A 17,813-nucleotide genomic window follows, 5' to 3' on the forward strand; every position below is an offset into this window, starting at 1 on the left:
CGCGCGCGCACACGTGCGCGCGGTACTCGAGGTGTTGGAGGCAATCCCTAGTGAAGTGTCGGCCGAGACGAAAGCCGCCGCCGAAGCACAGATGGCCGGGTACGCGGTCCAATTCACCCCTGCCGAGATCACCAATTTGGGATCACGATTGTTGGCGCACCTGGACCCGGATGGCACGCTGACCACCTCGAAAGACCGCAAACGTCGACGCCGCCTGTGGGTGAACCGGCAGAACGCGCAACTCATGTCGCGGCTGACCGCCGACCTCGATCCGATCGCCCGCGCCCGACTCGACACGGTGTTGGACGCGTGGGCCAAACCCGGCATGAACAACCCCGACGACCCCGACTCGCCGGTCGGTCCGATCACCACCGCGAATGCGGAACAGGTGGCGGCGGCTGCTCTGCGTGATGAACGCTCGCCAGCGCAACGCAACCACGACGCCTTCTCTGCCCTGTTGGGACAGGTACTCGAGTCAGGGATGTTGGGTCACACGCATCGTGGGTTGCCGATTCAGGTGATCGTCACCACCAGCCTGCAGGAACTCGAAGAGCAGGCGGGAATCGCGCAAACCACGTCCGGAACACTCCTCCCCATCCAAGACGTCATCAACATGGCCGCCTCAACCGGAGCGAGCCAGTATTTGGCGGTGTTCGGCGACCACACCAGCATCCCGCTCTACCTGGGGCGGTCGAAACGGATCGCGTCACTCGGACAACGACTCGCCTCATTCGCCTCACCCGGCGGAAAGATGTGTTCCGCACCCGGCTGTAACCAGCCCGCGAGCAGGGTGCAGATGCACCACGCCGCGAAAGACTGGGCCGACGGCGGCTTGACCGATATCGACCAGTTGGTGCCCGCCTGTGATGTGCACAACCGACGGGTCGGCCCGAAACCCGGACAGTTCACCACCCGCATGATCACCGACGGCCCCGACACCGGCCGGGTCGCGTGGCGATTGAACGCCAAGCCAGGTATGCCGGAGAATCCCGAACGCATCAACCGCATCGCCGACGTCAAAGCCGACTTCCACGACTACCTCGCCGCAGAACACACCAACAACCAAGCCGCAGCCGCGGCACGCACGACCGGTACCGGAATCGCCACAGACACAGCCGTCACCGCGATTGTGCCTCCGCCCCTAGTATCCAACCCGCCCGCCGGGCGGGTCGAGCTCGCTCTGGTGTGCGCAATGCCCTCCGGCGACACCGTGCGCCTCAGCTCGCGGGTCGACATCCGATGGAACCTAACCAGGCCACTCGAACTCGACCCCGAGCCACCCACAGACCCAGAAGCGCCAACAGGTCCCGCCCCACCAGGCGGCCCCAACCGCATCGGCGGCGTCGACCCACCCGGCGGCGTCGACCCACCCGGAGGCGTCGACCCACCATTGGCCGACGCCGCCTAAGCGGCGCGACGACCAGGCGGCACACCCGCCCAGCGAATTGGGTGAACCGTCGAATCAGGTTGTGCTGCAACCCGTCTACGCCCCGCCACCACACCCCGGTGGCGGGGCAGACGTGGTTGGGCAACGTGGTTGGGGCGACGAAGCCTCCTGCCCCGCTCCAACTAGAGGCCGTGCTCGCCGAGCCACCCGACCGCGAGGTCGCGTGGTTCGGCGCCCGCGTCTGCGCGTCGTGCCAGTTCGGCCAGGTCGGCGGTGGTGATCTCCCCCGCGACACGATTGATCTGCTTGACCTCGCTGCGGGTCAGCGCGGCGGTCCGATACACCGGAACGAGATTCTGCGCGCGCGGACCGCTCTGCGGAGACGGAGTCGGAGACTGAGACTGATTTGAAGTCGCCGGGTTGGAGGGGGTCGACGGCTGTCCCGCGTTGTCCTGCGTCGGCGCGGGGACTCTGAGCGCCTGGATCTGTGGCGCTGCGGGGTCGAGAGCGACCGCGGCGTCGAGTGCCGTCACCACTCCGACAGCCCGCGCCGTCCCCACTCGTGCGATCACCTCGCGGGCCGATCCGACCGACTCCACCGCACCGAAGCGGCAACCCTGCGCTGCGAACGCAGCCATATCCGCGGGTTCCGGACGTCCGACGACAACGACGGGAAGCCCCTCGGGCAGTCGCCCACACTCTGATAGATCGGTGACATTGCTCGACTGCGCCAGCGACGTCGCGACAAAGACCTGCGGCGTCGCACTCACGGGTGTCGCATCACCCACCGAAACACCTTGGGGCAGAGAGCGATTGAGCTCGTCGTAGACGTCGTCCGACGACGTGACCGTCGCCTTCGGCGCCAGCGAGGTGAGAAGGTCGCCACTAAACGCGGGAAACAGGTCGACCCGCGCGCGATCCATCTCGTCGAGCAATGCGGTGTCGTCGCCGCGGATCAAGTCATCTGCAACAGGTGCACCGACGTCGCGCAATGCTCCCGCGTAGATCTCGGCCATCACCCGCAGCGCGGGGTCGTCGGCCGAGCCGAGATGCAACAGCCGACTCGACGACGCGGAGTCACGCGACGAATCCGAACATCCCGCGAGCACCCCGGTGACAACCATCGCAACCGCAATGACGACAGCGGTGGCCCACACACGATTCCGCACGGCTCTCACGGTATAACGATGCCCCTGCACGAGTAGCATCCACCTCGTGCCAATGCCCAACCTCCGCCCAGGTGCACGGAACGCGCGTGGGGCGCGTCCGCTCCCCCGGATTCCGGTCCCCGTCGCACGGGCGGTCGTCGACTGCGCGGTCTATGTCGACGGAATCAGACAGCCGGGGCGCATCACCTACGCTGACGCATTCGCGCAGGTACGCGAGACCGGCAAGGGGTTCGTGTGGCTCGGACTCGCCGCGCCCGACGACGAGCAGATGACCGGCGTCGGCGAGGTGTTCGGCCTGCATGAGCTGGTGGTCGAGGACGCGGTGCACGCCCACCAACGTCCCAAGCTCGAGGTCTACGACGACACGCAGTTCCTCGTGCTCCGCACGGTCAAGTACGTCGAGCACGAGTCGATGGAGAAGGCCAGCGAGGTCGTCGAAACCGGCGAGATCATGGTCTTCGCCGGCCGCGACTTCGTCATCACCGTTCGCCACGGCGACCACACCCATCTACACAATCTGCGTCGACGACTCGAAGCCCGACCAGAACGCCTCGTGCTCGGACCGACCGCCGTGCTGCACGCCATCGCCGACAAGGTCGTCGACTCCTACCTCGCCGTCTCCGAGCGGATGGAAGACGACGTGGTGTCGATCGAGAGCACCGTCTTCTCCCGACAGCAGCGCTGGCTCAACATCGAACCGGTCTATCTGCTCCGCCGCGAGGTTCTCGAACTGCGCCGCGCGGTCACGCCGCTGGCAGGTCCGCTGTCACGGCTGGCGTCGGACAACACGTTGGTGCCCAAAGAGATTCGACGCCAGTTCCGCGATGTGTCCGACCACCTCAGCACCGTGATCGAGCATGTCGTCGAATACGACGAGGTCCTCAGTTCGCTACTCGACGCCGCCGCGACGAAGGTGAGCATCCAGCAGAACAGCGACATGCGCAAGATCTCGGCATGGGTGGCGATCGCCGCGGTACCGACGATGGTCGCTGGACTGTACGGAATGAACTTCGACATCCTGCCCGGCATGCACGACCGGCAGGGCTTCGGCATTCTCTGCCTGACGATGTTCCTCATCTGCGGCGCACTGTGGGCGACGTTCCGGCGAAGTCACTGGCTGTAAACGCCGCCCCCGGCTGCCCAGATGGAGGCGCCGCCTCGACTCACCGGGTCACATGCTGGCAGGCGAACGCCTCGCGTCGGCGATGTCGATGCTCGCCTCTGCCCACGCCTCGCGCAGGGCGTCGGCTCCCTTGAGGCGCACCCACGCGGCTTCGTTCGCCGTGATCGGGATGGCGCGCAGGAACCGCACCGGTTCCATCGGGTCGGGTAACACCACCTCGCCGAGTTCGTCGGCAGCGGTCAGCAGTGCGGTGAACGGCGCACCATCCCAGAGGGGCTCGCCGAGGTCGACTAGTGCGTCCGGCGCGAGGATGAGCCCCTCGACCGCCGGCGCGGCGGCGACGGTTGCCAATCGTCGGTGCAGCCCCGGCATCGCAACCCCCGTGTGCATCCGCACCACGAGTTCGACGCGCGGACCGCGCAGCGGGTCGGCATGAATGTCACTGGGGTCGGTCATCGGATGACGAGCGCACCCGACGGTCACGAACACCACGTCGTCGTCGAGTGCGAATCTTTCGACGTCGATCGGCTCGACACCAAGGAAGGTCACAGACGCCCGCTGCGGCTCGACGCCGAGTTCGGAGACGACGTATTCGTGCACGGTGTCGGTGACGGAAGGACTCACGGCACTCAACGGTAGCGGGGCGGTTCAGGGACGCGGTAGCCGCCGGTGCAGCGGGTTGGTGGTCACCGGCGTCGACCGTCGAGGCGAACCGGGCACCGATGACACCACCGTCGGCGCGTCCGCAGTCGCGCGCGTCGCGTCGTGTGCCCGCATGGCAGCACTGTCGCCGACGCCGAGCCTCGCTGCGGTGACGATTCGTCGAGCGCGCTCCGAACAGACCGGACACTCCACGTCGTCGGGGACAGTGAGCATCGAGTGCACCTGTTCGACGTCATCGCATGCCTGCTGGCACCGGAAGACGTAGGTTGGCATGTGCAGACCATAGCGCGACCTGTGCGTCGCGGAATCTCGAAAGGCACTGCACCGTCGCGCCACCAGGAGGCTGTCATGCCGGAGTTGCTCTTCTCGTTGGACTCATCGAAGCCGTTCACCGCGCAGCAGATCGTCGGCCACAACCGGTGGCATCCCGACATTCCGCCTGCCGTGACGGTGAAACCCGGCGACACCTTTCGCGCGCACTGCCGCGAGTGGTTCGACGGCGCAATCCACAACGACGATTCGGCCGATGACATCCTCAACGCGCCGCTGAACAACGTGCACACACTCTCCGGACCGTTCGCTATCGAAGGGGCGCAACCCGGCGACCTGCTGATCGTCGACATTCTCGACGTCGGTCCCATCCCCCAGGAGGATTCGGGTCCGCTCGCAGGCCAGGGCTGGGGTTACACGGGCATCTTCGCCAAGCTCAACGGCGGAGGGTTTCTCACCGAGCAGTTCCCCGACGCGTACAAGGCGATCTGGAATTTCGCCGGGCAGAGTGCGACGAGTCGCCATGTGCCGCATGTGAAGTACACCGGAATCGTGCATCCGGGCCTTATGGGAACGGCCCCAAGCCCGCAGTTGCTGGCAACCTGGAACGCGCGAGAGGGCGCGCTGATCGCCACCGACCCCGAACGTGTTCCGCCACTGGCACTTCCACCCGAACCGGACGGCGCCATCCTCGGATCGCTGAGCGGGGCCGAGTTCGATCGAGTCGCCGCAGAGGCTGCACGAACGGCACCGCCTCGTGAAAACGGCGGCAATCAGGACATCAAGAATCTCACCAAGGGCAGTCGCGTCTTCTATCCCGTCTTCGTGCCGGGCGCCAACCTGTCGTTCGGCGATCTCCACTTCTCGCAGGGCGATGGTGAGATCACCTTCTGCGGGGCCATCGAAATGGGCGGCTTCATCGATCTGCACGTCGACCTGATCAAGGGCGGCATGGAGACCTACGGCGTCACCGAGAACGCAATCTTCATGCCCGGCAACACCGATCCGCAGTACTCGGAGTGGATCGCCTTCTCGGGTACGTCGGTGACGCTCGACGGTGAGCAGCGCTACCTCGACTCCGACCTCGCCTACCAGCGGGCGTGTCTGCACGCGATCGAGTACCTGACGAAGTTCGGATACAGCCCCGAACAGGCGTATCTGCTTCTCGGTTCTGCGCCGATCGAGGGGCGACTGTCCGGCGTCGTCGACATTCCCAATTCCTGTGCGACCGTGTACATTCCGACCGCGATTTTCGACTTTCCGGTCGCGCCGTCCAAAGACGGGCCGGTGCGGATCGACCCGGGGATCGGCGCCCCGCACGCCAGCTTCTAGGAGCTCGGCAACGTGCGCCGCGCACCGGGCTTACGCTGACTCACATGGTGAGTGTTCTTGCTGTCGCCGACGAGGTGGTCGACTCCCTCGTTCTCGGCATCGGCGTTCAGGGTCGCCCCGACCTGATCGTCGCAGCGGGCGACCTCCCGTTCGAGTACGTCGACGGACTCATGGCCACCTACGACGTTCCCGCCGTATACGTGCCGGGAAATCACGACCCGGACCTTCGCGGCTATCGGCAATCGCGCACCGGATGGCTTCGCGCCGGACTGCCCGCAGCAGACCCGGGCCCGCTCGGCGCCCTCAACGCCGACGGACGGACCGTCGAGGCTGCCGGGCTGCGCATCAGCGGACTCGGCGGCTCAATCCGCTACAACGACGGCCCCAACCAGTACACCGAGGCTCAACAGCGGTGGCGCAGCTGGAGAGTTCGCGTCGGTGCACACCTGACGCGGCGTCGGCCCGACATCTTCTTGACGCATAGCCCGGCGCAGGGCGTCGGCGACGGAGACGATCCGGCGCATAAGGGTTTCGCCTGCTTTCACCCGCTCGTCGACGATCTCGAGCCGACGCTATTGGTGCACGGACACGTACATCCCTACGGCGGACACCCGACCGACAAGGCGATCGGCACGCACACCACATCGGTGAACGTCGTCGGATACTGCCAGTTCGACATCGATCCCGGCCACCGCGACTTCACGATCGTGAGGCGACGATATGGCGCGTGACACCGGATTTCCCGACGCCGACGCCGAGAACGACTTCGCGCGCATGCGGCGCCAGGCCGAACTGGCCCGTCTCACGCACTGGTTCACCCGCCAACCCGCCGATGTCAACACGATCCTGCCGTTCGACGAAGTGGTGCGCGCACTGGGCAGAACCGGCGAGACCAACCTGGGCCTGCAGCAGGTCAACGTGCGCGACATCGTCGGAAGTGTCGACCGCACAAAGGATTTCGACAAGTACTTTCGCCCGACGTCGTCGCGCATCCGGCAACGTTGGCAACGTCTGGCCGCCGCGCAACGTCGGGGCGAGTCGGTGCCGCCGGTCTTGCTGTACAAGATCGGATCGATGTACTTCGTGATCGACGGCCATCATCGTGTCTCGATCGCGATCGCCCGCCATCTCGAGACGATCGACGCCTACGTCACCGAGATCCACACGCGCATCACGCCTGACGGAATCAACGCGCCCTCCGACCTCGTCCTCAAAGACCACCGCCGACTCTTTCTCGCACGCGTTCCCCTCGCGGGCGCGCAGGCGGATGCCGTGCGCCTGTCCGACCCGTTCTCTTACGCAGAACTGGCAGAAGCCGTCGAGGCGTGGGGTTTTCGGCTCAGCCAAGAAGTCGGAGAGTTCCTGAGCAGGCCCGAGGTCGCGCGCCGGTGGTTCGGCGAAGAGTTTCTACCGGTGGTCCGCATGGCACGCCGCGCCGAGGTTCGGCCCGACATCACCGACGACGCCGAACTCTACATGTGGGTCGCGGGCGAACGCTATCGCCTTGTGCGCAGGCACATCTGGGACGACGAGATCATCGAGGAGCTCCGCGAGCAGTCGCAGCGCCGCCGGCGGTAGTGGTCTCGACAAGCTCGACCAGCGGGGTGATGCTCGACCAGCGGGGGCGATCACCTGCGGCGCAGGCTCACTCCCGACTGCTGGTCGAACACGGCGATCTTGTCGGTGTCGAACACCAACTCGGCACGCGAGTTCTTCGTCACCGCCGACTCCGGCGAGAGCCTGGCGACCATCTCACCGGTGCCGAGGTCTGAGCCCGAATCCGCTGCCAGTTCGGCCAGGGCGTCGTTGGCTGCGCGGCCGGAATCGATGGTGAAGTAGGCGTACTTGTCCGAACCCATCGATTCGAGAACATCGATGTCGGCGGTGAACGTCGTGCCACGCGCTTTCACCGTCGGGTCGATGAGCGAAGCGTCTTCGATCTGCTCGGGCCGGATGCCGATCAGCACCTCGCCGTTGCTGCCTTCCTTCTTCGCCTCGGCCGCAATGGCATCGTGGTCGTCGAGAACCAATCGTCCCAGCGGAGTGTCTATCGCGTCGGCACTCAGTGTGCCCGGCAAGAAGTTCATCGACGGCGAACCGATGAACCCTGCGACGAACACGTTGACCGGGTTGTTGTAGAGCTCGTTGGGTGCTCCGACCTGCTGGACGTATCCGTTGCGCATCACCACCACGCGATCACCGAGGGTCATCGCCTCGGTCTGATCGTGCGTGACGTAGACGGTCGTCGTACTCAGCCGCGTCTGCAGGCGTGAGATCTCGGTGCGCATCTGCACGCGAAGCTTGGCGTCGAGGTTCGACAGCGGCTCGTCCATGAGAAATGCCTTGGGCGACCGCACGATCGCGCGTCCCATGGCGACGCGTTGGCGCTGGCCGCCGGACAGATTCGACGGTTTGCGGTCGAGATACTGAGTCAGATCGAGGATCTTGGCGGCCTCGTCGACCTTCTTGTTGACCTCGTCCTTGGGCAGCTTCGCCAGGGTGAGCGGGAACGCGATGTTCTGTCGGACCGTCATGTGCGGGTAGAGCGCGTAGCTCTGAAAGACCATGGCGATGTCGCGGTCCTTGGGCGACTTGTCGTTGACCCGCTCTCCACCGATGTACAGGTCGCCGCTGCTGATGTCCTCGAGACCCGCGATCATGTTGAGGGTCGTCGACTTTCCGCAGCCCGACGGCCCCACGAGGATGATGAACTCGCCGTCGGCGATCGTGAGGGTGAAGTCGTGAACGGCGACAGTGCCGTCCGCGTATTTCTTGCTGACGTTGTCGAGCACGATCTCTGCCATGGGGACTATCCCTTCACCGCGCCGGAGGTCAAGCCGGCGACGATTCGACGTTGGAAGAAGAGCACAAAGATGATGATGGGGATGGTGATGACGACCGCCGCAGCAGCGATGGAGCCGGTCGGCTCCTCGAATTGCGAACTGCCGGTGAAGTTCGCGATCGCGACGGGAGCGGTGATCGCCCGCTCGGTCGAGGTCAACGACAGTGCGAGGAGCAGGTCGTTCCAGGCGAAGATGAACACCAGGATCGCCGCGGTCACAACACCGGGCGCTGCGAGCGGCGCGATGACCTTACGGAACGCCTGAAATGGCGTGGCGCCGTCCATCTTTGCCGCTTTCTCCAACTCCCACGGGATCTCCCGGAAGAAGGCCGACAGCGTGTAGATGGCCAGCGGCAGAGCAAACGTGATGTACGGAAGGATCAGGCCGAGCCAGGTGTCGAAGAGTCCGATGCTGCGCTCGATGTTGAACAGCGGTGTGACCAGCGAGATCTGGGGGAACATCGCAATCAACAGTGCAGCGCCGACGAGCAGCTTCTTGCCGGGAAAGTCCAGGCGCGCAACCGCATAGGCGGCCATCGTGCCGATCGCGACGGCGATCAGCGTGGTGATGAGACCGATACCGAGCGAGTTACGCAGCGCAGAGGTGAACGCGCTCGTCTGGAAGATCCCCGAGTAGTTCTCCAGGGTCCACTGCGTCGGGATGAATTTGCCGTCGGTCACGCTGCTCGCCGGCTTGAACGACAGGCTGATGATCCACAGCAGCGGAATGATCGCGTAGAGCACGACCAGGATGTCGGCGATCAGCCAGCCGACCCGAGATTTGGCGGTGCGATTCATGGCGTCCTACCTCCCCTCGTTGTCGGAACCGGGCGCGGCTGTGCCGAAGCCCTTGATGAAGATGAAGGCGATGATCGCGACACAGATAAAGATGAGTATCGAAATCGCTGATCCCACACCCAGATTGAACGCCTTGAACAGGTTGTCGTAGCCGAGCATCGAGACCGAGTACGTGTTGTTGTTGCCTGCCGTCAACACATAGATGTTGTCGAAGATGCGGAACGCATCGAGCGTACGGAACAGCAGCGCGACCAGGATCGCGGGCTTCATCATCGGAATGATGATGCGCCGCAGGCGGGTCCATGCGCCCGCGCCGTCGACCTCAGCGGCCTTGAGCAGCTCATCGGGCACCAGGGCGAGACCGGCGAGCAGGAGCAGCGCCATGAATGGCGTGGTCTTCCAGACCTCGGCGAGCACGATGATTGCCAACGATGGCCACTGCTGCGTCAGCGGCGCACTACCGTCTGGCAGGAGGTTGGCGAGGTAACCGGTGCCGGGTGTCCACGCGTAGTACCACGAGAACGCGGCCGCGACCGTCACGATGCCGTACGGGATCAGCACGACCGTTCGGATCACACCGCGCCCAAAGATGGTGCGATGCATCACGATCGCGATCGCCATGCCGAGCACCAACTCGATGACGACCGAGACCACGGTGATGCCGAGCGTGACGAAGAACGCCGTCCACCAGTAGTTGGAGCTGAGCACCGTGCCGTAGTTGCTGAACCACGTGAACTCGCGCTCGCCCGGCGCAGACAGGCTGGACTTGTTGAGCGACAACCAGAATGCGTAGACGATCGGATACGCCGTGACCACCAGCATGAGGATCACGGCCGGCGCGATCAACCAATACGCCAGTCGACGTTCCTGCTTCTTGCCCTCGCTCAACTCGCCGGATCGCTTCGCGCGCTTCGACGACGTCGCCGCCCGCTCCAGAGTCGCCGTTGACGTCCCGCCTCCCGACCGTGTGGCATCCGCGCGGGCAGCGGCCCCGACCACTGTCGCTTGCGCGGCGGTGGGCGTCAGCGGCGCCGACTTCTCCAAAGACGGGGTCTCTGATGACGGAATCTCGGAGGACGGGGTGCTCGACGTCGGCGCGGCATGCTCGGGTGCACCTCCGGTGGGCTGACCGAGACGCTCTGGTGGCGTCCACGCGTCCGAATGCACTGTGCGACCGTACGATCCGGGCCCGTGCCCGGAGCCGGACCCCTGCGTCGTCGACGATCCCCCGGTGTCGTCGCCGTCGCCGGGCATCGCGTGCCTGCCCCTGCGCTCCTCGGCCGGGTCGTTGCCCGTGCCGTCGTTACCGGATGTCATGGGATGAGTCCCTCCCCGTCGATCGCCTTTTGTACCTGCTCGGCAAGCTGGTCGACCAGAGCCTCGGGGTCCCACGAGCCAACCGGAGAGAGCTTGGCCTGCAACAGCGTCGAGATCGCTTGGTAGTCAGGTGATTTCGGACGCAGTGCCGCATGCTCGGGTTCGAGCTGGAGTTTGATGTCGTCAGCCATCGGATACGCCGCACGGAAATCGGGATCGCTGTAGAGCGACGAGATGACCGGCGGGGTGCCCGCGTCGATCGAATAGAACTTCTGCGCCCGCGCGTTCGTCAGACACATCGCCGCCTCGAACGCCAGGTCCTTCTGCTGCGAGGTGTTCGCCACCGCGATATTCAACCCGCCGACCGTGCTCTTGGCCGGAATTCCCTCCGTCACACCGGGATAGGGAGCGAAATCGAACTTCTGCCGTACCGCGCGAGTCACCGGTGCCAGTTGTTCGTCTGTCGGAGTGTTGTCCTTGTCGGCGAACAGACCGGCATACTGCTGCATGTCGGTCAGGAACGGCACGCTGCCCGAGGCGGCGTTCTCTCGCATCGAGGAGAGCACGAACGGCCAGTTGACCTGGTAGATCGCCTTTCCCGTCTCCATGCCCAGACGCGAACTGGTCTCGTCGCCGTTGGTCAACGAGGGATCGTGTCCCGGCGCGGTCGCAACGGCCTTGAGCACGCTGAGCGCCTTCACCGTGGCGGCGCGGTGTTCCGGGGTGTCGTTGAGCGTCACCTTGTTCGGATCGTTGGGGTCGACCACCTCGCCGCCAGCGCTCGCGAGGACCGAGTTGAACCACACCATCAGGCCCTCGTACTGCTTGCCCTGCACCATGATGTAGCTCGGCCCGCCCTTGGCGAGGCTGCGGGTCGCGTCGGCCACCATGCCGTCCCACGTCTTGGCGGGCTGCCCCTTGTCGAGGGTGTCGCGCAGAACATCCTTGCGGTACCAGAGCAATTGGGTGTTGGTCCAGATCGGGATCGCGTAAAGCCGTTCCGCGTCATCGCTCTTCGTCTTCCACTTGGCGGTCTCGAGCGGACCACCCAGCGTTCGACCCTCCACCTCACCCGCGACGCTCTCGGGCACCGGTGTGAGCCATCCGGCGTCGGCGAACTCCGCGGTCCACACGACGTCCATACCCATCAGGTCGAGACTCTTGTCGTTGCCCGAAAGTCGTCGCGCCAACTGCAGACGCTGGTCGTCGGCCGCCTTGGGCAAGGCCGTCGTCACGATCCGATATTTGCCACCGGATTCCTGAGAACACTTGTCGCCCATGGATTTGATCGAACCGGCGCCGTCGGCGGGCGGATACAGATTCAGGACTCCCGGCTCATGCCCGGAACCGCATGCCGACACGATCGGGAGCACCGTGACCAGTGCCGCCGCTGCGACGGCCGCCTTCACCGACATACGTCGTGATCGACCCCGCCCCGATGCCCTGCCGGCCACATCTGCGGCCCTGCGACGCCGGACTACAACGCCTGTATCCCTGTTGCCCGAATCCGTAGTGCTCGAATCCGTAGTGCTCGAATCCGTGTTGCCCGAATCGGTGTTGCCCGAATCCCTGTCGCGATCGCCGCTACCGGCTTGGTCACCGTCGCTCCGCACGCAGCCTCCTCGATGTCGCACGCAGCACAACGCGCGTCACCGCGCGCCATGGCGTTGGTGGCTACGCTAGTCCGGCGCGGTAGTGACAAGCAACACATTCGGCGCGACCGTGCCAATGTTCTTCGCGCGCCGGTTCTACGCACGCGCCAAAGGCATCGGGGTACGGCTCAGGGATTGAGGCGGGCGAGCATGTCGCGGGCCTTCTCTGCGCTCTTCGGGTCGCAGAGCACGTCGTAGCGTCCGGCGACGAGTTGCATCGTCGACGCGAAGTCACGCTGACCGCGAGTGGCCGCGTACGGGATCGTCGTCGAGATGACGCCGAAGACAATGCCGCCGACGAGACCGAACAGAATGGGCACCAATGCGTTGCCGCTGACGACGAGCGAGACCAGCAGTCCGAAGAAGAGTCCGAGCCACGCTCCCGAGACCACACCGCCGCCGATCACCTTGCCCCAGGTGAGTCGGCCGATGACACGCTCGACCTGCATGAGGTCGACGCCGACGATCGTCACGTCCTGAACGGTGAAGTTCTCGTCGGAGAGATAGTCGACAGCACGTTGTGCCTCAGCGTAAGTCGAGTACGAGCCGATCGGCCATCCTTTGGGCGGCGTCGGGAGACCCGGCGTCTGCCGACCGGAACTCATCGGGTTGGTCATGTCATGTCCTCCACTCGGCCACTACCCTTACCCACATGGCGTCGGTGAGCAAGGTCTTCGTGGCCAGATTAGTCGGATTGGCGGTCCTTGGTCCCGACGGTGAATCGATCGGCCGCGTCCGCGACGCCGTGATCGCCGTTCGACTCCCGGGACAGCAGCCTCGCGTGCTCGGCCTCGCCGTCGAATTGGCCACGCGCCGACGGATCTTCGTCCCCATGCTGCGGGTCACGTCCATCGATCCCACCGCGGTGACCCTCAACACCGGAACCGTGAGCCTGCGACGACTGCACCTGCGTCCGGGCGAAGCCCTCGCGATCGGACAGATCCTGGACTCACGGGTGCGGATCGACGATCCCGATCACGAGGACCTCAAGGGCATCGACATGATCGTCGTCGACCTCGGGATCGAGCGGACACGTACGCGCGACTGGGTGGTCTCCCGTGTCGCGGCACGTCCGGCACGGCGCGGACTTCGGCGCGGCGAAACCATTGTCGTGGAGTGGAATCGGGTCCAGGGGCTCACCGCAAGCGCACTGGAACTACCCGGACAGGGTGTGGCACAGGCACTTTCCCAGTTCGAGGGGATGCGAGCCGCCGACGTCGCGAATGCTCTGCGCGAGCTGCCGCCGAAACGTCGAGACGAGATCGCCGAGGCCCTCGACGACGAGCGCCTCGCCGACGTGCTGCAGGAACTACCGCCGGACGATCAAACCGAAGTGCTCACACACCTCGGCGTCGAACGTGCCGCCGATGTGCTCGAGGCCATGGACCCCGACGACGCGGCCGACCTGCTCGGCGAACTGTCGGACACCGAGGCGGAGTCACTGCTCGAACGAATGGACCCCGAGGAATCGGCGCCTGTTCGACGACTGCTGACCCACTCCCCGGACACCGCGGGCGGCCTCATGACCTCGGAGCCGCTGATCGTCACCGCCTCGACGACTATCGCCGAAGCACTCGCCCGTGTGCGCGACCCCGATGTGACCCCCGCGGCCGCCAGCATGATCTTCGTCGTGCGTCCGCCGACTGCGACGCCGACCGGACGCTATCTCGGATGTGTCCACCTGCAGGCGCTGCTGCGCGAGCCACCTGCGAACATCGTCGGTGGCATCCTCGACACGGATCTGCAATCGTTGCATCCCGACGATTCACTCGAGACGGTCACGCGCTACTTCGCGACCTACAACCTCGTGTGTGGCCCGGTGGTCGACGACGAGAACCACCTCCTCGGTGCGGTCAGCGTCGACGACCTCCTCGACGAGATGCTCCCGCGTGACTGGCGCGAGAATGAACCCGAGGACAACGAACCAGAGTCGGAGACGGCAGGTGCCGCAAGCGGCAACGGCACAGCAGGAGCGAGTGAATGACGAGCGAGCAGAGCACGCGCCGCCTCGACACCCCGCGCGTGAACCGACGGCCATCGTTCCACGTCGACAGCGACCTGATCGGCATGTACGCCGAGCGGATCGCGCGGTTCCTCGGTACCGGCCGCTATCTGGCGATTCAGACGGTGATCGTCATCGTCTGGATCATCATCAATCTGAGCTGGGTCGCGCTGCGCTTCGACCCGTATCCGTTCATCCTGCTCAACCTGGCGTTTTCGACGCAGGCCGCCTACGCCGCACCCCTGATCCTCCTGGCCCAGAACCGGCAGGAGAACCGCGACCGCGTCGCGCTCGATGAGGATCGTGCCCGTGCCGCGCAGACCAAGGCCGACACGGAGTTCCTCGCACGAGAGCTCGCCGCGGTCCGCCTCGCCGTCGGCGATACCGTCACCCGCGACTACCTGCGAAAAGAACTCGACGACATGCTCGACGACCTCACCGACCGACTCGTCGCCCGGCTCGAGGGACTCGACGGTTCGGCAGACACCGAGAAGTCGCGGCGCCACCACCCCGAGCGCTAGCACGGCGACGCACGTGACTTCGGAGTACGTGGCTTCGGAGGACGTGGCTTCGGAGGACGTGGCTTCGGCGCATATAACGTCAACGCACGTAACTTCACGGACAGATCACGCGATGACTTTCACATGGTGAACTTTTGTGGAGGTTCCGCACTCGGACGCTCGACCCATATGTATGGTGGGTCACAGCCGGAGTGCCGTCGGACATCAGCCGATGGTGACGCCCGGCGTTTGTTTCCGGGGTGGACCCTCCTGCATGTGCACCGGCACGGTGAGACGGGCGCCAACGGACTGTGTGGAGGCAATGGAGTGTCGATGACGGGTCAGACTCGACTGTTGGGTGCGAGCGATCTCGGGAAGGTCCGAGATTGAGAGCGCCACACCCTTTTCGACGTCGTCGCGGGCCCAAGCGCACCCGACTCCCGGGGCGAGCTCTCGCCGTCGGCGCGGGCGGTGTCCTCGTCGGTGTGATGGTGCTCGGAGCCGCGACGTCGAGTGCCCAGGGCGGGGTTCGGGTCGCGGTGCGCGCCGAGCCCGCGAAGCCGACGGTCCTCGCGGCGGTCGCACCCGCCGAACCGGTCGCGCTGCTGGGATTCGCACCGCCGCCGACCGTCTCGGCCAGCGCAGCAGCCGCTGCAGCGACCGCAACCGCCCCGCAGTATCGTCTCGCCGCTGATCTGCCATCGGGCCCGCTGGGAATTCCCGGCGTCGTCCTGCAGGCGTACAAACTGGCCGCGAACCGCATCGGTACCGAGGAACCACAGTGCAAGCTCCCGTGGTTCCTGCTTGCCGGCATCGGCAGGATCGAGTCGAATCATGCGAGCAACGGGTCCGTCGACCAGTACGGAAACACCATCAATCCCATCGAGGGGCCTGTGCTCGACGGCTCTCTCGCCGGTAACGAGGTGATCCGCCACCAGGGCGGTTATGCGCGCGCGATGGGACCAATGCAGTTCATTCCCGGCACGTGGGCCGCGTGGGGAGCCGACGGTAACGGCGACGGCAAGGTCGACCCGAACAACATCTTCGACTCGACCTACTCTGCCGGCCGCTACCTGTGCTCGGGATTCACCGACATCATGACCGACAAGAACAAGGTCGCGGCGGTGTACCGGTACAACCACTCGATGGATTACGTGACCAACGTCCTCGCCTGGGCCGGTGCGTATGCGACCGGCGTGATGCCGACCAACCCCATTCCCGAACCGAAGCGGCCGTCTTCGTCGTCTTCGTCGTCGAGTTCCAAGCCGTCGAAGCCACCCAAGCCCGGCGCGCCGAGTGCGCCCGGCTCATCGTCGGATTCGTCGACGCCATCGACGCCGACGACTCCCGCGCAGCAGTGTCTTGGCGCGATCTGCCTGCCCCCGGGCATCACGATCCCCGGCCAGCCCGCACCCAAGCCCGCACCGAAGCAGAACGCGCCGCGCAATCCCGGACCAGCGACGACGAGCACGCCGGCGCTCAAGGTCGTGCCGCAATAGGCTCGCGGTCGCAGTCGCATAGTCGGAGCGACCGTGTGATCGTCATGCCGTGGGGCACCCCACCCGTTCTCTACCTGCGCTGATCGCGGCGCTAAGCTGGCGGAGATGACTACCGGAGTCCAGCCAACCGAATCCGCGATCCGCTCCGCGCTGAGCAAGGTCAACGATCCCGAGATCGGCAAGCCGATCACCGACCTGGGAATGCTCAAGTCGGTGCAGATCAACGACGACTCGAGCGTCGATGTCACCATCTACCTCACGACGTCGGGTTGTCCGATGCGCACCGAGATCTCGGGCCGGGTGGAGAAGGCCGTAGCCGACGTGCCCGGCGTCGGCACGATCCGCGTCGATCTCGACGTGATGGACGACGAACAGCGCACCGAGCTACGCAAGAAGCTCCGCGGCGACAAGGCGGAGCCGGTCATTCCGTTCGCGCAACCCGGTTCGCTGACCCGCGTGTATGCCGTCGCGTCCGGCAAGGGCGGCGTCGGAAAGTCGTCGGTGACGGTGAATCTGGCGACGGCCCTCGCGCAACGCGGACTGTCCGTTGGCGTACTCGACGCAGACATCTACGGCCATTCCGTGCCGCGCATGCTCGGCAGCGACGCCAAGCCGACGCAGGTCGAGAAGATGATCATGCCGCCCATCAGCCACGACGTGAGGTTCATCTCGATCGGGCAGTTCACCGACGGCAATACCCCGGTCACCTGGCGCGGACCGATGCTGCACCGCGCGCTTCAGCAGTTCCTCGCCGACGTCTACTGGGGAGATCTCGACGTGCTCCTCCTCGACCTGCCACCGGGGACCGGCGATGTCGCCATCTCGATCGCACAGCTCATCCCGGGCGCCGAGATCCTCGTGGTGACCACCCCGCAACAGGCAGCTGCCGAGGTCGCCGAACGCGCGGGTGCGATCGCGCTGCAGACAAGGCAGAAGATCCTCGGCGTCGTCGAGAACATGTCGTGGCTCGAACTGCCCGACGGTACGCGCATGGAGCCGTTCGGCTCCGGAGGCGGCGAGAAGGTCGCCGAGCGGTTGACCCGGGCCGTCGGGTCGAGCGTCGACTTGCTCGGCCAGGTGCCGCTGGAGACCGCGCTGCGCGAGGGCGGCGATTCCGGTGAGCCCGTTGTGCTCTCGGCTCCCGATTCAGCATCGGGGCGCGCGCTACGCGCGATCGCCGACAAGCTCGCGGTTCGTCGACGTGGCCTCGCGGGCATGAGCCTCGGCATCGACACGACGCGTCACGGCTGACACGTCTG

17 protein-coding genes are annotated in these 17,813 nt (G+C 65.5%); 9 read left to right on the forward strand and 8 right to left on the reverse strand.

What is annotated here, in order from left to right; genetic code table 11:
* A partial coding sequence (locus ACRVY7_RS00005) for an HNH endonuclease signature motif containing protein (RefSeq protein ID WP_431815526.1) occupies positions 1-1,408 on the forward strand: 1,408 nt, incomplete at its 5' end.
* Between the two features lie 161 nt (positions 1,409-1,569).
* On the opposite strand, the gene ACRVY7_RS00010 is transcribed toward ACRVY7_RS00005, so the two are convergent.
* Positions 1,570-2,595, reverse strand: a complete 1,026-nt coding sequence (locus ACRVY7_RS00010; RefSeq protein WP_431815527.1) for a glycine betaine ABC transporter substrate-binding protein — start codon at positions 2,593-2,595, stop codon at positions 1,570-1,572.
* A gap of 13 nt (positions 2,596-2,608) precedes the next feature.
* On the opposite strand from ACRVY7_RS00010, the gene ACRVY7_RS00015 reads away from it, so the two are divergent.
* Complete coding sequence (locus tag ACRVY7_RS00015) at positions 2,609-3,679, forward strand: magnesium and cobalt transport protein CorA (protein WP_049699499.1); 1,071 nt, start codon at positions 2,609-2,611, stop codon at positions 3,677-3,679.
* Positions 3,680-3,727: 48 nt separating this feature from the next.
* Here ACRVY7_RS00015 and ACRVY7_RS00020 read toward each other — a convergent pair whose 3' ends face one another.
* On the reverse strand, positions 3,728-4,303 hold the full coding sequence (locus tag ACRVY7_RS00020) for a suppressor of fused domain protein (protein ID WP_200903264.1): 576 nt from the start codon (positions 4,301-4,303) through the stop codon (positions 3,728-3,730).
* Between the two features lie 24 nt (positions 4,304-4,327).
* Positions 4,328-4,615 carry an FmdB family zinc ribbon protein gene (locus ACRVY7_RS00025; RefSeq protein ID WP_431815528.1) on the reverse strand — a complete coding sequence of 96 codons (288 nt, stop codon included), beginning with the start codon at positions 4,613-4,615 and terminating at the stop codon, positions 4,328-4,330.
* Positions 4,616-4,690: 75 nt separating this feature from the next.
* Between ACRVY7_RS00025 and fmdA the strand changes: the two genes are divergently transcribed.
* From fmdA to ACRVY7_RS00040, 3 genes are read left to right on the forward strand one after another with little or no spacing between them, the layout of a single operon-like run.
* On the forward strand, positions 4,691-5,944 hold the full coding sequence (gene fmdA / locus ACRVY7_RS00030; RefSeq protein WP_431815529.1) for a formamidase: 1,254 nt from the start codon (positions 4,691-4,693) through the stop codon (positions 5,942-5,944).
* Between the two features lie 44 nt (positions 5,945-5,988).
* Positions 5,989-6,675, forward strand: coding sequence for a metallophosphoesterase family protein (locus ACRVY7_RS00035; RefSeq protein ID WP_431815530.1), 687 nt, complete (start codon positions 5,989-5,991; stop codon positions 6,673-6,675).
* Complete coding sequence (locus ACRVY7_RS00040) at positions 6,665-7,522, forward strand: ParB N-terminal domain-containing protein (protein ID WP_049699504.1); 858 nt, start codon at positions 6,665-6,667, stop codon at positions 7,520-7,522. Before ACRVY7_RS00035 ends, ACRVY7_RS00040 begins: the two co-directional genes overlap by 11 nt.
* Positions 7,523-7,572: 50 nt before the next feature.
* Here ACRVY7_RS00040 and ACRVY7_RS00045 read toward each other — a convergent pair whose 3' ends face one another.
* From ACRVY7_RS00045 to ACRVY7_RS00065, 5 genes are all read right to left on the reverse strand, one after another.
* Positions 7,573-8,748: an ABC transporter ATP-binding protein gene (locus ACRVY7_RS00045; RefSeq protein ID WP_431815531.1), complete on the reverse strand. Its 1,176-nt coding sequence runs from the start codon at positions 8,746-8,748 to the stop codon at positions 7,573-7,575.
* A gap of 5 nt (positions 8,749-8,753) precedes the next feature.
* Entirely contained in the window at positions 8,754-9,584 is an 831-nt protein-coding gene (locus ACRVY7_RS00050) for a carbohydrate ABC transporter permease (protein WP_049699506.1), read from the reverse strand.
* Positions 9,585-9,590: 6 nt separating this feature from the next.
* The gene (locus tag ACRVY7_RS00055) at positions 9,591-10,901 is read right to left on the reverse strand and encodes a carbohydrate ABC transporter permease (protein ID WP_431815532.1); all 1,311 of its coding nucleotides are present in this window, start codon (positions 10,899-10,901) and stop codon (positions 9,591-9,593) included.
* Positions 10,898-12,316, reverse strand: coding sequence for an extracellular solute-binding protein (locus ACRVY7_RS00060; protein ID WP_431815533.1), 1,419 nt, complete (start codon positions 12,314-12,316; stop codon positions 10,898-10,900). The genes ACRVY7_RS00055 and ACRVY7_RS00060 overlap by 4 nt, the downstream gene beginning before the upstream one ends.
* 365 nt (positions 12,317-12,681) lie before the next feature.
* Positions 12,682-13,170: a YflT domain-containing protein gene (locus ACRVY7_RS00065; RefSeq protein ID WP_049699508.1), complete on the reverse strand. Its 489-nt coding sequence runs from the start codon at positions 13,168-13,170 to the stop codon at positions 12,682-12,684.
* 35 nt (positions 13,171-13,205) lie between these two features.
* On the opposite strand from ACRVY7_RS00065, the gene ACRVY7_RS00070 reads away from it, so the two are divergent.
* From ACRVY7_RS00070 to ACRVY7_RS00085, 4 genes are all read left to right on the forward strand, one after another.
* A complete protein-coding gene (locus tag ACRVY7_RS00070) occupies positions 13,206-14,537 on the forward strand; it encodes a magnesium transporter MgtE N-terminal domain-containing protein (protein WP_049699509.1) in 1,332 nt (443 codons plus the stop codon).
* Positions 14,534-15,076, forward strand: a complete 543-nt coding sequence (locus ACRVY7_RS00075) for a DUF1003 domain-containing protein (protein WP_064870445.1) — start codon at positions 14,534-14,536, stop codon at positions 15,074-15,076. The genes ACRVY7_RS00070 and ACRVY7_RS00075 overlap by 4 nt, the downstream gene beginning before the upstream one ends.
* A gap of 365 nt (positions 15,077-15,441) precedes the next feature.
* Positions 15,442-16,554 (forward strand): lytic transglycosylase domain-containing protein, encoded by a 1,113-nt coding sequence (locus ACRVY7_RS00080; protein WP_431815534.1) that lies wholly within the window; start codon positions 15,442-15,444, stop codon positions 16,552-16,554.
* A gap of 105 nt (positions 16,555-16,659) precedes the next feature.
* Positions 16,660-17,805 carry an Mrp/NBP35 family ATP-binding protein gene (locus tag ACRVY7_RS00085; protein ID WP_049699512.1) on the forward strand — a complete coding sequence of 382 codons (1,146 nt, stop codon included), beginning with the start codon at positions 16,660-16,662 and terminating at the stop codon, positions 17,803-17,805.
* Positions 17,806-17,813 lie beyond the last annotated feature (8 nt).

It is taken from the genome of Gordonia jacobaea (assembly GCF_965344965.1).
Lineage (GTDB): Bacteria > Actinomycetota > Actinomycetes > Mycobacteriales > Mycobacteriaceae > Gordonia > Gordonia jacobaea.

Coding starts and splice junctions, on each gene's coding strand:
- ACRVY7_RS00010 (WP_431815527.1), bottom strand. CDS start 2,595: ATGCTACTCGTGCAGGGGCATCGTTATACCGTGAGAGCCGTGCGGAAT.
- ACRVY7_RS00015 (WP_049699499.1), top strand. CDS start 2,609: ATGCCCAACCTCCGCCCAGGTGCACGGAACGCGCGTGGGGCGCGTCCG.
- ACRVY7_RS00025 (WP_431815528.1), bottom strand. CDS start 4,615: ATGCCAACCTACGTCTTCCGGTGCCAGCAGGCATGCGATGACGTCGAA.
- fmdA (WP_431815529.1), top strand. CDS start 4,691: ATGCCGGAGTTGCTCTTCTCGTTGGACTCATCGAAGCCGTTCACCGCG.
- ACRVY7_RS00035 (WP_431815530.1), top strand. CDS start 5,989: ATGGTGAGTGTTCTTGCTGTCGCCGACGAGGTGGTCGACTCCCTCGTT.
- ACRVY7_RS00040 (WP_049699504.1), top strand. CDS start 6,665: ATGGCGCGTGACACCGGATTTCCCGACGCCGACGCCGAGAACGACTTC.
- ACRVY7_RS00045 (WP_431815531.1), bottom strand. CDS start 8,748: ATGGCAGAGATCGTGCTCGACAACGTCAGCAAGAAATACGCGGACGGC.
- ACRVY7_RS00050 (WP_049699506.1), bottom strand. CDS start 9,584: ATGAATCGCACCGCCAAATCTCGGGTCGGCTGGCTGATCGCCGACATC.
- ACRVY7_RS00055 (WP_431815532.1), bottom strand. CDS start 10,901: ATGACATCCGGTAACGACGGCACGGGCAACGACCCGGCCGAGGAGCGC.
- ACRVY7_RS00060 (WP_431815533.1), bottom strand. CDS start 12,316: ATGTCGGTGAAGGCGGCCGTCGCAGCGGCGGCACTGGTCACGGTGCTC.
- ACRVY7_RS00065 (WP_049699508.1), bottom strand. CDS start 13,170: ATGACCAACCCGATGAGTTCCGGTCGGCAGACGCCGGGTCTCCCGACG.
- ACRVY7_RS00070 (WP_049699509.1), top strand. CDS start 13,206: ATGGCGTCGGTGAGCAAGGTCTTCGTGGCCAGATTAGTCGGATTGGCG.
- ACRVY7_RS00075 (WP_064870445.1), top strand. CDS start 14,534: ATGACGAGCGAGCAGAGCACGCGCCGCCTCGACACCCCGCGCGTGAAC.
- ACRVY7_RS00085 (WP_049699512.1), top strand. CDS start 16,660: ATGACTACCGGAGTCCAGCCAACCGAATCCGCGATCCGCTCCGCGCTG.